We start from the raw sequence: 16816 nt of genomic DNA on the forward strand, positions 1-16816 counted from the left end.
TGCGCGTCAGCCTCGGATTTCGGAGACTCCCGGCATGAAACGTCCGCTGAGGAAATTGCCGCTCGCGAAACAGCGTGAACTCGACGCCGCCGTCGAGATCATTCAGGACGGCTTCGCCAAGGCCATCTCCACACGCCGGGCCGACCGTCTTAAGAACGGCAGCATCCTCAAGATCATCCTGTTCGGCAGCTACGCCCGCGGCGACTGGGTCCACGACCCGGTCGGGCGCTACTTCTCGGACTTCGACCTGCTGGTCGTCGTGGACCACGAGGACCTGACCGACTTCGAGTTCTGGGAGGACGTGGAAAAGCGCCTGCTGGCCGAACTGTCGGCGGGGGCCATGCGCACGCCCGTCAGTCTGATCGTCCACAGCCTGGACGACGTGAACTGGAAGCTGGAGCATGGGCGGGGCTTCTTCATCGACATCGCTCGCGACGGCGTAGTCCTGAAGGACACGTCCGGCGTCGCCTTCTCCGAGCCGCAGCCCCTGCCCCCTTCGACGGCGCTGGAGGAAGCGACGGAGTATTTCGAAGAATGGCAGGAGGACGCCTCGCGCCGGCAAGAGCTTGCGGAGTTTGCGATCGCCAAAGGCTTCAACAACGAGGCCGCGTTCGAACTGCATCGGGTTGCTGAAACGATTTACCAAGGCCTCCTACAGGTCCTGACTTTCTACTCGCCTAAGAGCCACAACCTCATCCGCCTCCGCAATATGACGGAGCCCTTGGAGCCCCGTCTCCGCGACGTCTGGCCCCACGACACCAAGTTCCAGAAGCGCTGCTTCGAACTCCTCCGCGCCGCCTACGTCAAAGCCCGCTACTCACGCCACTACCGCATCACCGATGAGGAACTGGCCTATCTGACGGAGCGGATTAAAGTCCTGCGCGAAATCGTGCGGGCCGCCACGGAAGATCGGCTCAAAGCGCTTCAGGCAGCCGCTGAACCAATCTGACATCTTCCTCGTCAGCCTTATCAACGGTGCCATGACACGATCGAGATGCCGACGCTGCCCCCTGGTTGACAGACTTTAAAAAACACTGATCCTCCAATATCGACTGGAGGAACCGAGATGAAACTGCTGTTCGCAGCTTTGGCAGCGTTCACTGTCGCTGGTCTGGGCGCTTGCGGGACGATCCCGAAATCGAGTCAACAGAACGCCGAAGAAGTCACGCAGCTGTATCAGACGCTGACGCGGCGGGTCACCAACGCCGACGAGGCGACTTCGGTGGGCCAGGAATTGACGCGTCACTATCTCGAGGGCGCCGATCGGTCCCGGCGCTACCGCCGCAACACCAACCTGGCGTTACTCGTCATCAACACCTACACTCTCGGCGCGCTGGGGCTCGACGCCCATCCGGACAACGCCTTGGTCTCCTCCCTACTGGGCAACTTCGTGTCCGGCGCGGATAGGGTGAACAACTCCGGCGGCGAGCAGGCCTGGCTTGACGCCCTACTGAAAACCAACTGCGTCACGCAGCACCTCGCGCCCGCCTACCGCCTTGAGGCCTTTGACAAGGATTCATGGGAGGGTGATCGAGAACTTCTGGCAGCTCACGATGGGCTGATGCGCGCGTCGGCCACAGGCTTCCTAGCGGCCTATCTCCGCTACCGTGCGGCGAGCGGCCAACAGACCCTGACCGTGCAGGAGGCGACGGGCGCCGAGGCTCCATTCACGGGGAACGGAGGCAACTTTCCAGCTGCCCAGCGGGACGCGATGCTCGCAGCATTGGCGGCGGCCACGACAGGGGTGAATGCCTGCGTGGCAGCGTCCGCCTAGACCGATTATCGGCAGACTAAGGCCGACCATCCGTCGCCCGTCTCTGACGGCGCCATTCCCAAGGCGCATCCACAGTTCCTGACCAGACGCCGCGGCGCGCCCGACGGGCGGCAGTCTCTTCGATCAGATAGGCCGTTCCGGCGTAATCGGCGTAACGCAGCGCCCAGCCTTCCCGCACCAGCCACGCGCCGACATCCTCGTCCCCCACGCGACAGTCAGCGACCATGCGGCCATAGCGATCCTGATCGCGCTCAAAACAGCGCACCATACGATCCCGCAACCACGCGTCCAGCGCATTCGCCGCCGCCGCCCCGCACCGCCAAGTTCCACCGCTCGGCGTCCCGCAGGTCTGCCGCCCCTCGGGCGCGTCCACGCCCCAAAGCCGAACGCGCTGACCCCCAATCTCCAGGGTATCGCCGTCGATCACCGAGGCGCGCCCCACTAGGTCCGGCTCGACTGGCGCGCAGGCGCCCAGCAGAAAGAGGAATGGAATCAAGCGTAGCATGCTGTTTTATATCCTAGGAGATCTGCTCACCCGCCACCGGCGCACGAAGGCGCTGGCCGCCGCTCGAGCGTCCTCGGACCGTTCGTGGGTCGAACGTTAGAAAGATCGACCGTACGTCCGACACCGTCAGGCAATGATTGCTCTGATCCTGGCTCACCCATCAATCGATATGCCGCCAGCACAGCACGCTAGGCGCGAGAATGGCGACTGGATAAGCTCAACCACATGAATGAATTTGAACGAGGGTTGCCTGGATACGAGTCCATCGAACTTCCGCAGGCCGAAGGGCATGAAGGAACGGAAGGATGGACCGCAGAGCAATGGCAGGCCGAATTCATACGTACCCAAGATCAGCTGGTCCGGATGATGGTCATCCGCGATCCATACATCATGATCGCGCGTAGCGCCGTGCGCTTGCTGTCGGAGATGGGCAAGCCCGAAGAGTTACATCCAAAGCTTGCGCCTCTCGAACAGCCATTTGTCGAGTTTCTTCAGGCGCTGCTGTTGATTAACGATCAGCCGACGCGGGCAGTACCTACCTCCCCCGGAAACTTCGAAAGGCTCTGGCGTCTCATCGCGCGCAACTACGGTGGTTTCACCAAGCGCCGCATTGACCGATCAGATGAGAGCGCCGCGCAGCGTGCAGCCATCCGGCAAGCCCAGCTCCAGACACTCCACTACCGCAACCTCTTCAACAGGGATGATTGCGAACGTACGATGGCCGAACTGTTGGCGCGCATCGATAAGCAGTCGAATGCTGCGCTCGGTTACATGCTTTCGGATTTCTATCGGGCCGCGGTGCGTTTGTCCGATCTGACGATCGAGCGCTTTGATGCTTATCACAGCCAAATCAGAGCGCTTCTGACGACGAATTCTCGGGATGAGATCCTCGCCTGCATCCGTTTTGCTTGTGAGCGCAGCCCCGTTGTCGCCAGAGCTTGGCGTGATCGCGCCGATCTTTTTCCGGATCTGGAAGATCTTCGCAGCGCCGGACTTCAGGTCATGGAGCTTGGTTTTCCATGGGCTTTCACGCTACCGAAGAAAACAATCGAGGCGGAGTTTCCGTCTGAGATGGTCGATGTTTTTTACAAGCTTTCCATCCGACCAGGCGAGCTGGCCGGACGTCTGATTGACCACGTCTATCTCGATAACCCGATCTGGCGGAAACCGTATGTTCGGCTCCCGGACGACGACCTTTTCATCCCGCTGCCGCAACTGATCTACTCGTTTCCGTTTGCAATCGTCGAAGGGCTGATCGGCGAAAATGCAGCGCTGAAGATCGCTTACGAGGATGCGCGCGCAGGCTATCTCGAAGACACGACTGAAGCGCTTGTGCGCACTGGCCTTCCCTCCGCCACCGTCCATCGTAGCGTGGTCTGGAATGACCCTGAGGATGGCAAAGAGTGGGAGAACGACGTTGTAGCGCTCGTGGGCAATTTTATCTTCGTGTTCGAGGCCAAGTCGGGCCGCATCAATCCGGTCGCCCGTCGCGGTGGCATCAAGAGCCTCACCACGAATTTTGAAGAGCTCTTCATTGAGCCGGGTCGGCAGGCAGGACGTCTCCAGCGCTACCTGAACACCAAAGGCAGTGAGGGCCGCCTAAGACTGAAATCGACCGGACAACCGATCGATCTGAACATGGACAAGCCGAAGGTCGTCTTCAGCTTCAGCGTCTGCATCGAACATTTCGCCGCGCTGACAAGCGCAAAGACCTACCTGAAAAATCTCGACCTCGTGACCGACGATCTGATGTGGTCGCCCGTGCTCTCGCTGGGCGAGCTCTACATGATCGTGAAATTCCTCGACAGCGAGGTGTCGCTTGTCCACTACCTCACGCGCAGATCGACCCTGGAACAGGTGATCGACTTCCACGGCGACGAACAAGACTTGCTCTCGGCCTACCTCGCCAATGGGCTGTGGATCGATGGGGACGCGCTCGAAGGTCAGAAGGTCGTCTTCTTCAAATCCGACGCAGCAGTCAGAAAACAAAAAAACTCTCGCGCCGACCGGACTTTTGTTGAACTCCACGGTGTTCCGCTCTCGCCACTTTGGCAGGAAATCGTGGAAGAAGTGTATCGTGACCACGGTCAGCGGCACCGCTTCGACATCATCAACACAATCCTGAACCAGAACCCATCGGCGCTGCGCGAAATCGAGAAGCGTGTTCGACGCTATCGGCGCGGGATGCCTCATAAGGGCGAAGACACCTTCGTCGTGAAATATCCGGTGGGACGAAAAACGTTCACCGTCGCGGTACACCTTGAGCCCCGCCTGACTGACCCCGAAGAGTTTCAATCCTTCGGTCGCAACCTTACCTTGGAGCTTTTGGAGGAGGACGGCGGTGTCGAGTGCGCCACGTTCCTGTTTGTGCGCAAGCCAGGGGTGAGAACATTCATTGCTGGCAGCTTTTACAGATACCTTACGCGCGCGAGCATTGCGGGCTCCCCAATCTAACGATCGCGAGTTGGCGATCACCCCGCTCCATTGGTCGTCGAAGTTCGGAAATGCGCGGCGCATCCACGCCCGATACGCCGCCATCCAATCCGGCGTCCCCCGCCTATCGTCCTACCTGCACAAGCCTGACAGCCATGGTGCTCATGTTTCCGATCGCAGCGGGGAAGGTCGGGCAACTGGCCGCTTCACCTTGTCCCGCGCAACCGGCGTCCCCTAGCTCTTATCCTTAGCTTTGAGCCTGATCGGAGAACCCCGTCTTAGGAGAGGGGAGCGACCATAGAGACGTCTTATCGGCGGCCTCACTGTCGTCGGACGTCGTCACGTCTACGTCGCCCCCGTCTTCGACCACCTCATCCAGCGAGGCCACGCTGATGATCGACCGGAAGCCCGACAGGATTTCCGGATGACGTGCGGCAAGCCACTGCTCGACCGCCGGATTGGCGGTCAGCCGTGACAGATAGCCGGAGGCGATGACCAGATGGAGGACATCATCGCCGTAGGAGGATTCCAGGGCTTTGAAGTCCGCCGTGAACGAGGCCATCTCCCGCTCCATCCGCGCCATCTGCTCCGGCGTCATGCCGCCGATCTTCTTGGGCCTATCGGATTGGACAAGGTCCGGCTGCCGAGTCGCCGCGAGCAGCGCCCGTGCGTATGAGCCGGTGAAGTTGCCGGCGGAAATCATCAGCTCCGCCGCCTCGATCTGGCGGACCGCCCGCATCTTGCGCAACATGGTGAAGGTCGACGGGTTGACCGAGCGGTCCTTCAGCATTTCGACCACCTCCGGGCAGATGCCGCACAGCATGTCGCGCTTTCTCTGGATCGCCTTCACGTCCACATCCAACGCCCGGGCCAGTTTCTCCTCCGGCACGCCCCGCTCCAGCGCCCGCACGATCATGTAGTGCTCCTGAATGGTCGCCAGCCGGTTGACCCGGCGGTTGTAGGTGAAGGCCTCGTCGTCGTCGGAGACGAGGCAGCGGACGTCCCTCTCCCCGAGTTCCTTCAGGATCGACAGACGAACATGGCCGTCCAGCAGCATCCAGGGCCCCTGCCCGCGCGGCCGGGCGACCACCAGCGGCTCGATCACCCCCACCTCGGCGACGGATCGGGCGATGCGTCGGTATTTGACCGAGCGCAGGATGCTCTCCTCCAGCCGCCGCATGGGCAGGATCTCCTCCATCGGCAGGACCTTGAGGTTCTGCTCGAAGGCCGCTTTGACTTGTCTTTCCATCTCAGTTCTCCGCACGTCCGAGCCGCTGGGCGAGCGGTCTGGGGAGGGTGTGCATGGCTTCGGCGCGCAGCAGCGTCACGAAGTGCTCGTCGTCCAGCAGCTGCCTCAGGCCGTTGACGACGAACAGCAGGCGGCTCTGGGCCAGGGCGGCCTTCTTCACCAGAAGCTTCTGGCGGTCGGTTTCGCGACGGTAGGCCCGGACCAATGCGTCGGCCGTCACCGGCCGGCTGGGGCGCGGCCCTCGTGTTCCGCTCAGACCTGCCTTGCCGCTGGTGCGGCGCTGCTCGATGATCCGGCGGATGGCGAGCACCTGGTTTCCGGGCAGGGCCTTCTGCTCATAGGCGTCGGCCAGAGCCGCCTGCACCTCCCCGTCTCCGGCCTTGGCGATCTCCACGGCTACCGAAGGCGGAATAAGTCCACGCTCGACGGCGGCGACCAGCCGCTCCTCGCCGTTGTCCAGGAGGAAGCAGATGGCCCAGACCCATTCGGGACTGGAGTCGGTCTTGGCGGCGATCTCCTGAGTGGAATAGCCACGGGTCTTCAAGGCGCCGATCTCGCGCACGAGCTCCAGGGGCCGATGCTGGCGTCGGGCGAGGTTCTCGACCAGGCTCATCACATAGCAGTCCTCCGGCGAAGCCTCGGCGATCACCGCCGGGATTTCGGCCTGGCCCAGGGCGATGAAGGCCTCCAGCCGCCCCTGGCCGCAGATGAGGTCATAGCCGCCGTCCTCGCGCGGGCTCACCGTGATCGGCTTCTTGAGCCCCAGGTTGGCGATGCTGTCGACGAGCTCCTCGAAGATACGCCGATTGCGCACGCGCGGATTGAGGATGGTGATGGCCGCGACCGGCACGGAACGAATTTCGGGAAGCACCGGATTCATGCGGCGCTCCTCAGGGCGGTACGGCCGGTGAGTTCGAAGAAGCGGTCGAGATTGTCGAACCGATAGGCGTCCAGCGACACCGCGTTCGCCTCCGCCAACCGCACCCGGTCGAGCGCTCCCAGATCGATCCAGGGCAGCAGGTAGTAGTCCCTGACGGCGGCGTTGGCGCCGTCCATCCGGGCCGCGATGGTGATGTCCGGCTTGAGGCCGGCGTCGAGCCTGATCTTCCAGCGCAGGTCGCCCGCGGCCGTGCGGGTGGAGCGCACAATCGCCAGGGAGGCGGTGAACTCCTCGTTGATGGTGAGCAGGTCGGTGACGGGATCGACCCTGACGGCGCCGCCCAGGCGCTCGATCTCCGCAACCGTTCCGGAGACCACCTCCGGATGGAGGGTGCGCAGGAAGCGGTTGGTCTCCAGATATCGGTAGTCGCGCGACGGCGACCAGCCGACCAGTTCATAGGCCCGCATCAGGCTTCCGAACCTCTGTCGGTAGGTCGAGCTGGACGGCATGTCCTCCAGCTCGTCGATGATGAGGCCCGACAGACACCCCCGACGCTCGAGCAGTTCGGTAAGCCGCTCCAGCATCTCCGTGTCGGTATAACGGCGGCACCGTTCGGCGATGATACGCTGCGCCGCAGCGAAGAAATCGGGATCCACAACCCCCTCGAACGCACCGTCCGCCCGCACCCACATGTCCGGCGCATTCACCACCCGCTTGTTCTTCAGCTTGAAGGAGACGCGGTTGTAGACGTTGTTGCCGATGTATTTTTCATTGGTCAGAATCTGGTGGACCACGCCGCGCGTCCACGAGCGTCCCAGGTCCGTCACCAAGCCTTCGCCGTTCAGCAACGCCGCGATCTCGCGTTCGGAGCGCCGATTCAGCACGAACATCCGATAGATGCGCTGGACGACGTCGATTTCGTCGGCAGGTCCCGGCGTCAGGACCACGCGGTCGGTCTGCAGGCTCTTATGCTCCCCCCGCGTAAGCGTCGCCTTGGGCCGCCGTTGCTCATCCACCAGCTGTCGCCGCAGGCCATATCCCGCGGGTCCGCCCTGGCGGTATCCCAGGCCGATCAGACGGCACTGGCCGGTGAAGACCTTGACCGAGAGCTCGCGGCTGTACTCGCCGGCCATCGCCCGCTTCATGCTCTTGATGATGGTGGCGCTGAGGCTGCCGTCGTTCTCGAACTGCTCGGCGCAGTAGTGGATGCTGATGCCCGCCTCACGGCAGAGAAATTCGTAATAGGCGCTCTCGTCGGCGTCCTGGAACCGCCCCCAGCGGCTGACGTCGTAGACCAGCACGACCTTGAAGTCGGTCCGTCCCGCCTGAACGTCGGCGATCAGACGTTTCAGCGCGTCGCGGCCATCCAAACGCAGGCCGCTCTTACCGTTGTCGGCATAGGTCTCGACGATTTCGAACCCGCGCTGGGTGGCGTAGCGGGCGATGATCTCCGCCTGATTCTCGGTCGAGTATTTCTGATGCTCGGTGGACATCCGCACATACTGGGCGGCGCGGATCGAGCGCGCGGGTTCAGGCCCGGCGGTACTGATTGTTGCTTTGGTCATTCAGGGTCACACGCCTTCTCGGGCGTCTCGGTCCTCGTCAGTTGGCTTCGCAGTCAAGCTAGCGATGAGGAGCCCTGAATGTCGTCTACGCAGAACGACCGAAAACTTCGGTCGGATAACGGAAGAAGTTTTCTTCCGACCCCCGCCTCCGGTCGTGTCGACCGTTTCGCCGAGGCCGTCGCCGGCGCGCTGCGGCGGGAGTTCGGAGCCATTCCCGGGGCAGTCAAACAGGTGGTCAGGATCACCGGCGCGAACGAGCGCGCCGTCCGCAATTGGTTCGAGGCGCGCAACGCGCCCAGCGGCGAAAACCTTGTCATCCTGATGGGACGGTCGGATGAGGTTCTGGAGACCATCCTGCAACTCGCCGGTCGTCAGGAGCTGGTGACGGCCCGCAGGCTGTCCGGCGCGCGCGACAAGCTGCGCGAGATGCTCGAGCTTATCGAGGATCTTCAGTCATGAGGACCGCTGTCGCCGCACCCGGTCCGACGCAGCGACGGCGTACCGCGGGTCCGACCTCGCGTTGCAGGCCTGCCTGCTGCCGATCACGCCCTACCGGAATCCCGCTGCACCGCGGAGACGGCTTCATTCAGAGCCGCTTCGATGAGCGCCTCGTCCTTGAGCCCGCATTCCCAAAGCACCAGCACCCTCCAGCCCTCCGCCTCAAGAGCGGCGATCTGCCTTGCGTCCCGTTCCACATTCGCCGCGAACTTGGCCTGCCAGAAATCGTCCCTCGTGGACGGCGTGCTGGCCCGAGGACAGCCGGGATGTCGATGCCAGAAGCAGCCGTGGACGAAGACCACAAGCTGATGCTTCGGAAAGACGAGATCCGGCCGTCCGGGCAGGTCCTTGCGATGAAGCCGGAAGCGCAGCCCCATGCGGTGTGCGATGCGCCGGACACGGATTTCAGGACCGGTATCCTTGCCGCGTATCCTCGACATGTTGGCGCTGCGGCGCTCAGGGTCGAGTTTGTCCACCACAGTCAGTCGGTCCGTGAAGGATCCGGCGCGACGAGCTTTCCGGCGTGCACCTGATCGTGGTGGACGTTGCAGAGCGTCACCAGGTTCTCGACCGTATTGGCTCCGCCGTCCTTGTGATGCGTCACATGGTGCAATTCGAGGAACTTGCGCGGGTCCTCCGGCCGCAGCTGGTCCCGCGTCCAACCGCAGTGACGGCAGGCGAAGCCGTCGCGTTCAAGAACCGCGACCCGCACGTCGTCCGGAATGCGCCGATCATGCTCCGGGGCCTGCTTGTCCTCGTCCAGGACATAGCTCCCCACCGGCAGATCCGGACGTCCCTGCATCCGGGTGAAGATCGGCCATCCTTCTTCGGTGCGGAGTTCACGGACGCGGCGGGCCCATTCGCTCTTATCGCCGGCTAGGTAGCGAAGCTCCTCGAGCGTCACCGGCGTGCCGACGTTGGCCCGCAGATAGGCCAGGAGCTTCGCCTTCACACCGAGCTTCTGCTTGCGGATGGTGTTGAGTAGATTCCAGCGGTGCGCGGCGTCACGATCCTCTTCGGCGCGCGCGAGGAAGTAATGGTCGGGCCGGATCGCATCCAGGTCGACCCCCAACGCGGCCGTCAGTTCTTCAGCCGCCTCGGGGTTCTCTTCGGCCAACTCTCTCAGCGTCACGCCGGTGTAGATCCACCAACCGAATTGGACACGAAGCTCGCGTACACGGCGGGCCCATTCCCCGATGCCTGACACGACAAGAAGTTCGTCACCTTCGATCAGCGTCATCGGATAGCGCCGCAGATAGCCGATGATCCGCTCCCGCGCAGAGGTCTTCGCCTCAGGCAGCAGGCTGACGCCCAGAGCGCGCAGTTCATGAAAGACCGGGACCAGGCTGCGCACCTGATCGCGCAGGTCTGCGCCCTCCAGACGCGCCGCGAAGGCGTCCAGCATGTCCTTGAGCCGCGCGACTTCGTTCGAGCGGTCGATCGGCAGGAGAGAAAGCGGATCGCTCAAGAGGTCAGGCGCTCATCGCCAGGGGATTGAGCATGCGCATCACCATCCGGCCGAGTGCGGCTGCCAGGTCGGGCGGCACCGCATTGCCGATCTGGCGCGCGATCTGCGTTTTGTTGCCGACAAACCGGAAATCGTCGGGGAAGCCCATCAGCCGCGCCGCTTCGCGATGCGTGATCGGCCGGTCCTGATCCGGATGAAGGTAGCGCCCCTTCTCGGGCTTGAAGAACTCAGTGCGGATGGTGACGGACGGGCGATCCCACCAGAGACGGCCGAACAGATCCGTTCCCCCCGATGTTTTGCGGATCCAACAGGCAGGCGTCAGTTCCGGCGCATTGCGCTGGAGGTCGAAGCGGTTCCCGCCGGGAGGCACGACCTTGTAGCGGGCGATGCTGCGGGCGGTCGGGTTGCGCCCGAAATGAAGATCCATAGGCGCGCCGACACCGATCTCTGTGCCGATCGGCTTGGGCAGGTCGCCGATCGCCTGGCGGACGTTGCGCCAGGGAGGAAGATTGAGCCCCTTGTTCGGCTCCGCATGGGTCGGGCGCGGGGGGAAATCCGGCTCGGCGATCCGGCGCCAACCGACGACAATGGTCCGGCGGCGCGTCTGCGGTGCGCCGTAGTCCGCCGCGTTGACGATGGATGCCTTGGTTTCAAAGCCGAACTCCAGGGCTTTTGCTCGAATGGCGTCCAGCTCCGGCGACCGGAACAGTTCAGCGACGTTCTCCATGATGAAGACACGCGCATTCGAGCGATTTGCGATCTCGAGATAGGGCTCCCAAAGCGCGCGACGGCTATCCCCGTCCCGCTTCTTGTTCAGGAGGCTGAACCCCTGACACGGCGGACCGCCGATGACGACATCGGCTTCAGGAACCTCAGCGGTCTCCAGCCAATCCTCGATGTTGGCGCAATAGGCCTCTCCGGGGAAATTCGCCTTGTGTGTGCCGATGGCCGCTGCATCGTTATCGAGCGCCAGGATCGACTCGATGCCTTCTCGAGCGAAACCGAGCGACATGCCGCCCGCACCGGAAAACAGATCGATCAAACGGTAAGACATAAACCCTATCCTGCCTGGGAAATCGATTCGACGCACGGCCGCCGCCCGAACGGCAATCGGACATCGGGATGATGATCAGCGGGCCGGTGTCTCCTAGCACCTCCGATCCAATTTAACGAAGGCACGATCCCTGCCGCGCTTCAATCGCTCCGGGTCATCTGCCTGAGTGATACGTCAGTTTCGGTCGCGGCATACACTCGGAACCGCCAGGCAATGCTGCGGTCGGATCAGAAGGACGGTTGGCACTCACCACATCGGCCCAGCCGTGGCATACGGCACTGCCGCCTCTATAAGAATACCGATGTTTCAGGAAAGTCTGAGTGACAAGCTACCGATGGACTACACACCGCGTTTATGACGCCTCCCACAACGACAAAAGCGGCCTAGCCGCAATCAGCATGTGGTGGCTTGCTCGAGCTGCGGCTGAAGAAACCATGCAGGGATCGCCACTTGCTGCTGCTTGGTTGAAGCTCTTTCGGACGCAGCTCAGCCAAGAAGATTCCTACTGGCTTCGTTGGCGCGGCGATCTCGCCGAGAGCGCTGAGCTGCGTCGAGCCTACTCAGGTCTGTACGGCCGCTTCGTTGCCCGTGCGCTCCTGAAGGAACACTTAGGCCTCTCGCGCTTCTTGTCATTGAAACGCAACGGGATATCCGTTCCTGGAGCCATTGATGTGGTCAGGAACGGGAAGGGAGATATTCCGGACTGGCTGGCTTGGGACGACCGTAACTCCGCCTATGTGCTCGGTGAAGCGAAGGGGAGCCTCACAGCCACCGATTTCTTGAGCACCAATGGGCCGAAGTGCGTTCGGGAGGGAAAGGACCAGTTCGCCAGGGTGACCGCCACAGAATCCGGCGTCATCGTAACACCCGGTCAATGGGTCGCTGCAACGCGTTGGGCCACTGATGACCGGCGCGGCAATCCGGCGACCGTTTTGTGGGACCCGCCGGTTGAACCGGACCCCAACCGCCTGGAGTTCGCCACAAGGAGGCGGGAAGCCATGACCCGCGCCTGGCTTGAGAGCTTAGCGCCCTCGCTGGGGTACCGGGACGCAGCTGCGCTTCTGTCTCCTGATCGAGGGCGGGAGGCCGTAATTATAACGGCAAAACCGGGCCCTATCCCAGAAGGTATGAGTTGGCCCGTCGATGACGATCGGCTTTCCGTTCCAACAGCCGGCAAGGAGAGGGAAACCGACAACAAAGTAATCTCATCGCGGCGGACCGTCGCTCTTATGTCGCAAAGGCTGAGCGGTAACTTGGACGAATCCGAAGTTTATCGGGACAGCTCGGTGCTCGCGCCTAAGGAGCGTGAGGCGAAGGCACACGAGGGTGCATACATCGCAGCGGTGATTACACGGTTCGGCGTGCGGCCTATCCGGTCAGCCGGGGAATTCGAAACCCTCAAACGAGAACAGGAGCGCGCGCAAAGCCTGGAAGAGCCGGGAATGGTGGTCGGAATCCCTCTCGCACTTGAACCACAGGCGCCCGCGACAGATCGTCCTTGGCTGGACGATGCAGGCATTGCGCAAGCAGGAGAACTGTCCCTCTTCGACCTCCGCGTTGTGGATGTGGAACGCGCAACCTGAGCGGATCAGTTCGAGACGTAGCGTCGGCTTCTTCGTGACGGAGCGTCAAGCAACGCTCCAGGCAGTTCGTGAAACGCCATGCGCGCAGCCTGCACTTCGAGCCTGCGGAGCGCGGATCTCGGACCCGCCCTCAGTCGCGCGGTATCCGGATGCTCATCCAACAACTCCTGCAGCATCATCCGGCTCGTGCTGTTCAACCAACGGCTGAGCTCGGCGCTGGGCCGCCTCCCCCGCCCGACGGCGGATCCGACGATGAACTGCGACAGCCTCTCCTGCTGGGCCCGCAGGTGATCCCGCATCAGCTTGGATCGCGTGATGTAGCCGGCGTTCACGCCCGGCAGCGAGTGGTTCATCAGCAGGTGCATATCGACTTCGGATACTTCCGCCGCCTGCCCGAGCGTCCGATAGGTCTGGCGCAGGTCGTTCCCATAGTGGCTGAGCGCCTCGCGCTTTTCCTTGTGCTCGGTCATGTGCCCGCACGCTGCGTCGCTTGGGAACAACCACTCCCGACCGCTCTGCGGATAGATGACCGGACCGATCCGCCGCAGACGGAAGACGGATTCCAGCATTGCCCGGGACAGCGGCACATCGAACGCCTTGTCCGGCCCGCCCTTAGGAAGACGGATGTGCATGATGCGACGGCGTAGATCGAGATCCTCCACCCTCACGTTCTTCAACGCCTCCGGTCGTGAGCCGGACAACAGCGTCAGCAGCTGAAACTCCCGCCGTATGGGATTGGGGATCAGGGCGGCCTGTTCAAACCAGGTCGGGAGGTCGGCCGCGCCCATGGCGGTGTTTTTGCGTCGATCCGGATTCCAATCGACGCCGATCGCCGGATTTTCAGCCGGGAGTTGGCGGCAGGTCTTGCGGGCGTGATTGTAGACGGCCCGGAAGCTGCGCACGGCGCCGTTGGCGATGGCGGGACCGTGGTGTCTGGTGATGTGATCGTGGCGGTCGGCCAGCAGCCGGGGCATCTCTCCGATGACCGACAGGGGCTGATCGAGCCAGTCGGCGAAGAGCCGCTCCATGTGGTCCGTATAGTTGCGGAAGGTGCCGTAGGCGCGGCCCTTGCGCTCAAGGTGGGACGCCTTGAAGCGCGACCAAGCCTCCCGCAGCGTCGGCACGCCGGCGTCCTGAAGGGCGGGGACCGGCTCGACGCGCGGAGGCCGCGGGTCCTCTCCAGCGGCGATCCGGGCCAGCAGTCCCTTGGCGCGAGATCGCGCCTCCCGAGCGGAGATCTCGCCGACCTCGGCGACCTTCATTCGGATGGTGACGCGCCGCTTTTCGACCCTCAGATCCGACTGGATCATGAAGCTCTTCGTGCGGCTGCCGATGAGGACGAAGAACCCGGGCGTTTCGGTGTCGCGGACGCGGTACTGGCCTTCGCGGGCGTAGGCTAGGCCGAGCAGATTCCGGTCCGTCAGGTTGAGTTTGGGGTCGCTCATCTGCTGACTCCAGGGGCGTTAGAACGGCGTTTTCAGACCCGTTTAGAACGGTTTTAGAACGGTGGACTCCTCCCTGAACGTCAACTCGGGATGACCGCTCCGTCCTACGCGACGGTGCGATACGGTTCGAAATTAGTCAATACAGTCAATTGCTTGTGTCGAACGCCAGCGTACAAAGGGCGGTGATCGGAGGGTCTGAGAACGGCAGCTGTTAATCGGCTGGTCGTAGGTTCGAATCCTACCCGCGGAGCCACTCGGGGGATTAAAGCGCCGCTTTCGGGCGCTTTTTTAGTCCCTCACTTTGCTACTCGCCGAATGCCCCGCCAGGGCTGCATGGCTCATTTCCCGGTTTCAAGCCGTTGCAGGCATGATCGGGTAGCAGATTGACGCAAGTTCAAACACCAGAACACGGGGCCGCCGCGACGGCGCAGCGGACCTTGCATGGGTGCTGTGCGGGTCACCCGCTCCGTTCCTTGGCGATAGACCTGCCTGCCGGGCCAGGGGCTCGCTGAAACGTGTACACATCACGATCAGACGTTAACTATAGTCGAGCCGTCCCCGCGAGCTTCGACATGACGCCTTTGCGCCACGCGCCCGTTCAGAACGTCGGCCATGCGCCCCTCCTCCCGGTCGGAGACTGCTGCAGCCTGCCGGGCGTCGTCCTGTCCTACGCCCAGAGCGAACAGATCTATGCCGAGGGAGATCGGGCGCATTTCCTCTATGCCGTCGTCGCGGGAGCCGTTCGGACCGTGCGACACTCCAGCGACGGCCGGCGCCAGGTCGGCGCCTTCTACTACCCCGGTGATCTCTTCGGCCTGGAGGTCGATGAGCGACACGCCTTCACGGCCGAAGCCATGTGTCCCGCTCAGGTCAGATCTGTGCGGCTGGGCTCGGCAGAGGATCGCGCGATCGCCCAGGCAGCCCGTCGCGAACTGGCGCGCGCCCACGACCATCTGGCTATGCTCGGGCGACGTTCCGCTGAGGAGAAGGTCGCCAGCTTCCTGCTCGAACTGGCGCATCAAGGTCCCCGCGATCACGCCGCCCTGCAGATGAGCCGTCAGGACATGGCCGATTATCTCGGTCTGGCGCTGGAAACCGTTTCGCGCGTCCTGAGCCGTTTCCAGGATGAAAACCTCGTCGTCTTCTCCTCTTGTCGGGATTTTCGGATCATCCAGCGCTCTCGGCTGAGGTCTCTCGCCTCGACCTGAGGCCAGTCGAAGCTCCGCGTCCTAGCCCTAGGGGTCTAGCCGGATGACGGCGGCCGCGCCTCGCTCAGAAGCTGCCAGGCACGTTGCTCCGCAAGCGTCCTGACCCGGTCGAAGGTCATGTCGTACTCGGGATGGAAGGGGAACTCGACCGTCACGACGACGTCCTCGTCCGTCATGACCGCCTGGACGCGCCACCGCACCGGGTCCAGGGTCAGGCCGACCTGTCTCAAGTTCAGGGTCATGGGCGCCTCGCGGATGAAACCGCCGAAGTGAACGGCCAAGCCGCCGCATGGCTCCCGTTCTCGCCTTCTTGTCATATCTCTCGGGCGAATTGTGTCCGGCAATGACTTGGGCGCCGATCAGAATGTCGGCGGCGCGCCATCGGCCCCGCCTCGACTACTCCCTATGGACGCCGCTTCGCTCTCATGTTCTCCCGGAGCTGATCGGAGGGGAGCTCCGACCTGCCCCCCCCGTCAGAGGCGCTCGCCCATCCATGAGCCGAAAAAAGCGGCCCAGCGGCCTTCTGGCCGAACCGGGCGCCGGCTCTCTGAGTTCAGCGTCCGCCATGGGCTATGCGCTTCGCGATCCCAGCGATGTCGCGGGCGTGCCCTTGCACCACATCCTCCCGCAGGCCGGGAACCACGTCCCCGATGTTGTGGTGGCCGATCAACTCCAAGCCTGTCACGTTCGCCAGATGGTCGTCGAAATGCCGGCGCATGGCGTCCCAGGCGCCGCTGCTCTCCACCCAGGTCTGGGGCGCCCCCGAACTGGTGAAGCTGACCAGCTTCCGACCCGCCAATAGCGGCTGATTGCCCTCCAGTCCGTACCGAGAATAGCCGAACCCCATGCCGAAGACCCTGTCGACATAGCCCTTCAGCATGGCCGGTGGGGCGTTGAACCAGAGGGGATAGAAGAAGGCGAAGACGTCGGCGTCGCCGATGGCGGACCGCTCGCTCAGCACATCCGCGCGCGGCTGGAAGGCCTCGTGATCGGGCAATTCCTCCATATGCAGCAGAGGATCGAAGCCCAGACGATAGAGATCGCGCAGGACCACCTCGACGCCCTCGTGGCGCGCCGCCTCGGCATAGGCCTCGGCCATGGTCATGGTGAAGCTTCGAACTCTCGGGTGAGCCACGATCAGAGCCTGTTTCATT

16 protein-coding genes are annotated in these 16816 nt (G+C 63.0%); 6 read left to right on the plus strand and 10 right to left on the minus strand.

Annotation, left to right across the window (positions count from 1 at the left end):
- The first annotated feature begins 34 nt into the window (after positions 1-34).
- Positions 35-949, plus strand: a complete 915-nt coding sequence (locus ACI2KI_RS03310; RefSeq protein ID WP_404617709.1) for a HEPN domain-containing protein — start codon at positions 35-37, stop codon at positions 947-949.
- A gap of 117 nt (positions 950-1066) precedes the next feature.
- The gene (locus ACI2KI_RS03315; protein WP_404617711.1) at positions 1067-1774 is read left to right on the plus strand and encodes a hypothetical protein; all 708 of its coding nucleotides are present in this window, start codon (positions 1067-1069) and stop codon (positions 1772-1774) included.
- 16 nt (positions 1775-1790) lie between these two features.
- Here the strand turns inward: ACI2KI_RS03315 and ACI2KI_RS03320 are convergent, their stop codons facing one another.
- Positions 1791-2279, minus strand: a complete 489-nt coding sequence (locus ACI2KI_RS03320; RefSeq protein ID WP_404617713.1) for a thermonuclease family protein — start codon at positions 2277-2279, stop codon at positions 1791-1793.
- 225 nt (positions 2280-2504) lie between these two features.
- Here ACI2KI_RS03320 and ACI2KI_RS03325 point away from each other — a divergent pair, with 225 nt between their 5' ends.
- Positions 2505-4733 (plus strand): hypothetical protein, encoded by a 2229-nt coding sequence (locus tag ACI2KI_RS03325; protein WP_404617715.1) that lies wholly within the window; start codon positions 2505-2507, stop codon positions 4731-4733.
- A 226-nt stretch (positions 4734-4959) separates the two neighbouring features.
- On the opposite strand, the gene ACI2KI_RS03330 is transcribed toward ACI2KI_RS03325, so the two are convergent.
- From ACI2KI_RS03330 to ACI2KI_RS03340, 3 genes are read right to left on the minus strand one after another with little or no spacing between them, the layout of a single operon-like run.
- The gene (locus tag ACI2KI_RS03330) at positions 4960-5961 is read right to left on the minus strand and encodes a plasmid partitioning protein RepB C-terminal domain-containing protein (RefSeq protein WP_404617717.1); all 1002 of its coding nucleotides are present in this window, start codon (positions 5959-5961) and stop codon (positions 4960-4962) included.
- 1 nt (position 5962) lies between these two features.
- Positions 5963-6841: a plasmid partitioning protein RepB C-terminal domain-containing protein gene (locus tag ACI2KI_RS03335; protein WP_404617719.1), complete on the minus strand. Its 879-nt coding sequence runs from the start codon at positions 6839-6841 to the stop codon at positions 5963-5965.
- Positions 6838-8406: a recombinase family protein gene (locus tag ACI2KI_RS03340; RefSeq protein WP_404617721.1), complete on the minus strand. Its 1569-nt coding sequence runs from the start codon at positions 8404-8406 to the stop codon at positions 6838-6840. The genes ACI2KI_RS03335 and ACI2KI_RS03340 overlap by 4 nt, the downstream gene beginning before the upstream one ends.
- 78 nt (positions 8407-8484) lie before the next feature.
- On the opposite strand from ACI2KI_RS03340, the gene ACI2KI_RS03345 reads away from it, so the two are divergent.
- A complete protein-coding gene (locus ACI2KI_RS03345; protein WP_404617723.1) occupies positions 8485-8865 on the plus strand; it encodes a hypothetical protein in 381 nt (126 codons plus the stop codon).
- 83 nt (positions 8866-8948) lie between these two features.
- Here ACI2KI_RS03345 and ACI2KI_RS03350 read toward each other — a convergent pair whose 3' ends face one another.
- From ACI2KI_RS03350 to ACI2KI_RS03360, 3 genes are read right to left on the minus strand one after another with little or no spacing between them, the layout of a single operon-like run.
- Positions 8949-9380, minus strand: coding sequence for a very short patch repair endonuclease (locus ACI2KI_RS03350; RefSeq protein WP_404617725.1), 432 nt, complete (start codon positions 9378-9380; stop codon positions 8949-8951).
- A 5-nt stretch (positions 9381-9385) separates the two neighbouring features.
- Positions 9386-10372 (minus strand): HNH endonuclease, encoded by a 987-nt coding sequence (locus ACI2KI_RS03355; RefSeq protein WP_404617727.1) that lies wholly within the window; start codon positions 10370-10372, stop codon positions 9386-9388.
- A 4-nt stretch (positions 10373-10376) separates the two neighbouring features.
- Positions 10377-11426 (minus strand): DNA cytosine methyltransferase, encoded by a 1050-nt coding sequence (locus ACI2KI_RS03360; RefSeq protein ID WP_404617729.1) that lies wholly within the window; start codon positions 11424-11426, stop codon positions 10377-10379.
- Positions 11427-11746: 320 nt separating this feature from the next.
- Between ACI2KI_RS03360 and ACI2KI_RS03365 the strand changes: the two genes are divergently transcribed.
- Positions 11747-13009: a hypothetical protein gene (locus ACI2KI_RS03365; protein WP_404617731.1), complete on the plus strand. Its 1263-nt coding sequence runs from the start codon at positions 11747-11749 to the stop codon at positions 13007-13009.
- A 5-nt stretch (positions 13010-13014) separates the two neighbouring features.
- Here the strand turns inward: ACI2KI_RS03365 and ACI2KI_RS03370 are convergent, their stop codons facing one another.
- The gene (locus ACI2KI_RS03370; RefSeq protein ID WP_404617733.1) at positions 13015-14454 is read right to left on the minus strand and encodes an integrase arm-type DNA-binding domain-containing protein; all 1440 of its coding nucleotides are present in this window, start codon (positions 14452-14454) and stop codon (positions 13015-13017) included.
- Between the two features lie 572 nt (positions 14455-15026).
- Between ACI2KI_RS03370 and ACI2KI_RS03375 the strand changes: the two genes are divergently transcribed.
- Positions 15027-15662, plus strand: coding sequence for a helix-turn-helix domain-containing protein (locus ACI2KI_RS03375; protein WP_404617735.1), 636 nt, complete (start codon positions 15027-15029; stop codon positions 15660-15662).
- A 35-nt stretch (positions 15663-15697) separates the two neighbouring features.
- Here ACI2KI_RS03375 and ACI2KI_RS03380 read toward each other — a convergent pair whose 3' ends face one another.
- Together ACI2KI_RS03380 and ACI2KI_RS03385 are read right to left on the minus strand one after the other, a co-directional pair.
- Positions 15698-15943 carry a hypothetical protein gene (locus tag ACI2KI_RS03380; RefSeq protein WP_292082952.1) on the minus strand — a complete coding sequence of 82 codons (246 nt, stop codon included), beginning with the start codon at positions 15941-15943 and terminating at the stop codon, positions 15698-15700.
- Positions 15944-16215: 272 nt separating this feature from the next.
- A complete protein-coding gene (locus tag ACI2KI_RS03385) occupies positions 16216-16815 on the minus strand; it encodes an NAD(P)H-dependent oxidoreductase (protein ID WP_404617738.1) in 600 nt (199 codons plus the stop codon).
- Position 16816: the final 1 nt, after the last annotated feature.

Source organism: Brevundimonas sp. NPDC046655 (assembly GCF_044901625.1).
Classification (GTDB): Bacteria; Pseudomonadota; Alphaproteobacteria; order Caulobacterales; family Caulobacteraceae; genus Brevundimonas.

What these genes read in the sequence shown, in the direction of transcription:
- ACI2KI_RS03310 (WP_404617709.1), top strand. Translation starts at nt 35, where the DNA reads ATGAAACGTCCGCTGAGGAAATTGCCGCTCGCGAAACAGCGTGAACTC.
- ACI2KI_RS03315 (WP_404617711.1), top strand. Translation starts at nt 1,067, where the DNA reads ATGAAACTGCTGTTCGCAGCTTTGGCAGCGTTCACTGTCGCTGGTCTG.
- ACI2KI_RS03320 (WP_404617713.1), bottom strand. Translation starts at nt 2,279, where the DNA reads ATGCTACGCTTGATTCCATTCCTCTTTCTGCTGGGCGCCTGCGCGCCA.
- ACI2KI_RS03325 (WP_404617715.1), top strand. Translation starts at nt 2,505, where the DNA reads ATGAATGAATTTGAACGAGGGTTGCCTGGATACGAGTCCATCGAACTT.
- ACI2KI_RS03330 (WP_404617717.1), bottom strand. Translation starts at nt 5,961, where the DNA reads ATGGAAAGACAAGTCAAAGCGGCCTTCGAGCAGAACCTCAAGGTCCTG.
- ACI2KI_RS03335 (WP_404617719.1), bottom strand. Translation starts at nt 6,841, where the DNA reads ATGAATCCGGTGCTTCCCGAAATTCGTTCCGTGCCGGTCGCGGCCATC.
- ACI2KI_RS03340 (WP_404617721.1), bottom strand. Translation starts at nt 8,406, where the DNA reads ATGACCAAAGCAACAATCAGTACCGCCGGGCCTGAACCCGCGCGCTCG.
- ACI2KI_RS03345 (WP_404617723.1), top strand. Translation starts at nt 8,485, where the DNA reads ATGTCGTCTACGCAGAACGACCGAAAACTTCGGTCGGATAACGGAAGA.
- ACI2KI_RS03360 (WP_404617729.1), bottom strand. Translation starts at nt 11,426, where the DNA reads ATGTCTTACCGTTTGATCGATCTGTTTTCCGGTGCGGGCGGCATGTCG.
- ACI2KI_RS03370 (WP_404617733.1), bottom strand. Translation starts at nt 14,454, where the DNA reads ATGAGCGACCCCAAACTCAACCTGACGGACCGGAATCTGCTCGGCCTA.
- ACI2KI_RS03375 (WP_404617735.1), top strand. Translation starts at nt 15,027, where the DNA reads ATGACGCCTTTGCGCCACGCGCCCGTTCAGAACGTCGGCCATGCGCCC.
- ACI2KI_RS03385 (WP_404617738.1), bottom strand. Translation starts at nt 16,815, where the DNA reads ATGAAACAGGCTCTGATCGTGGCTCACCCGAGAGTTCGAAGCTTCACC.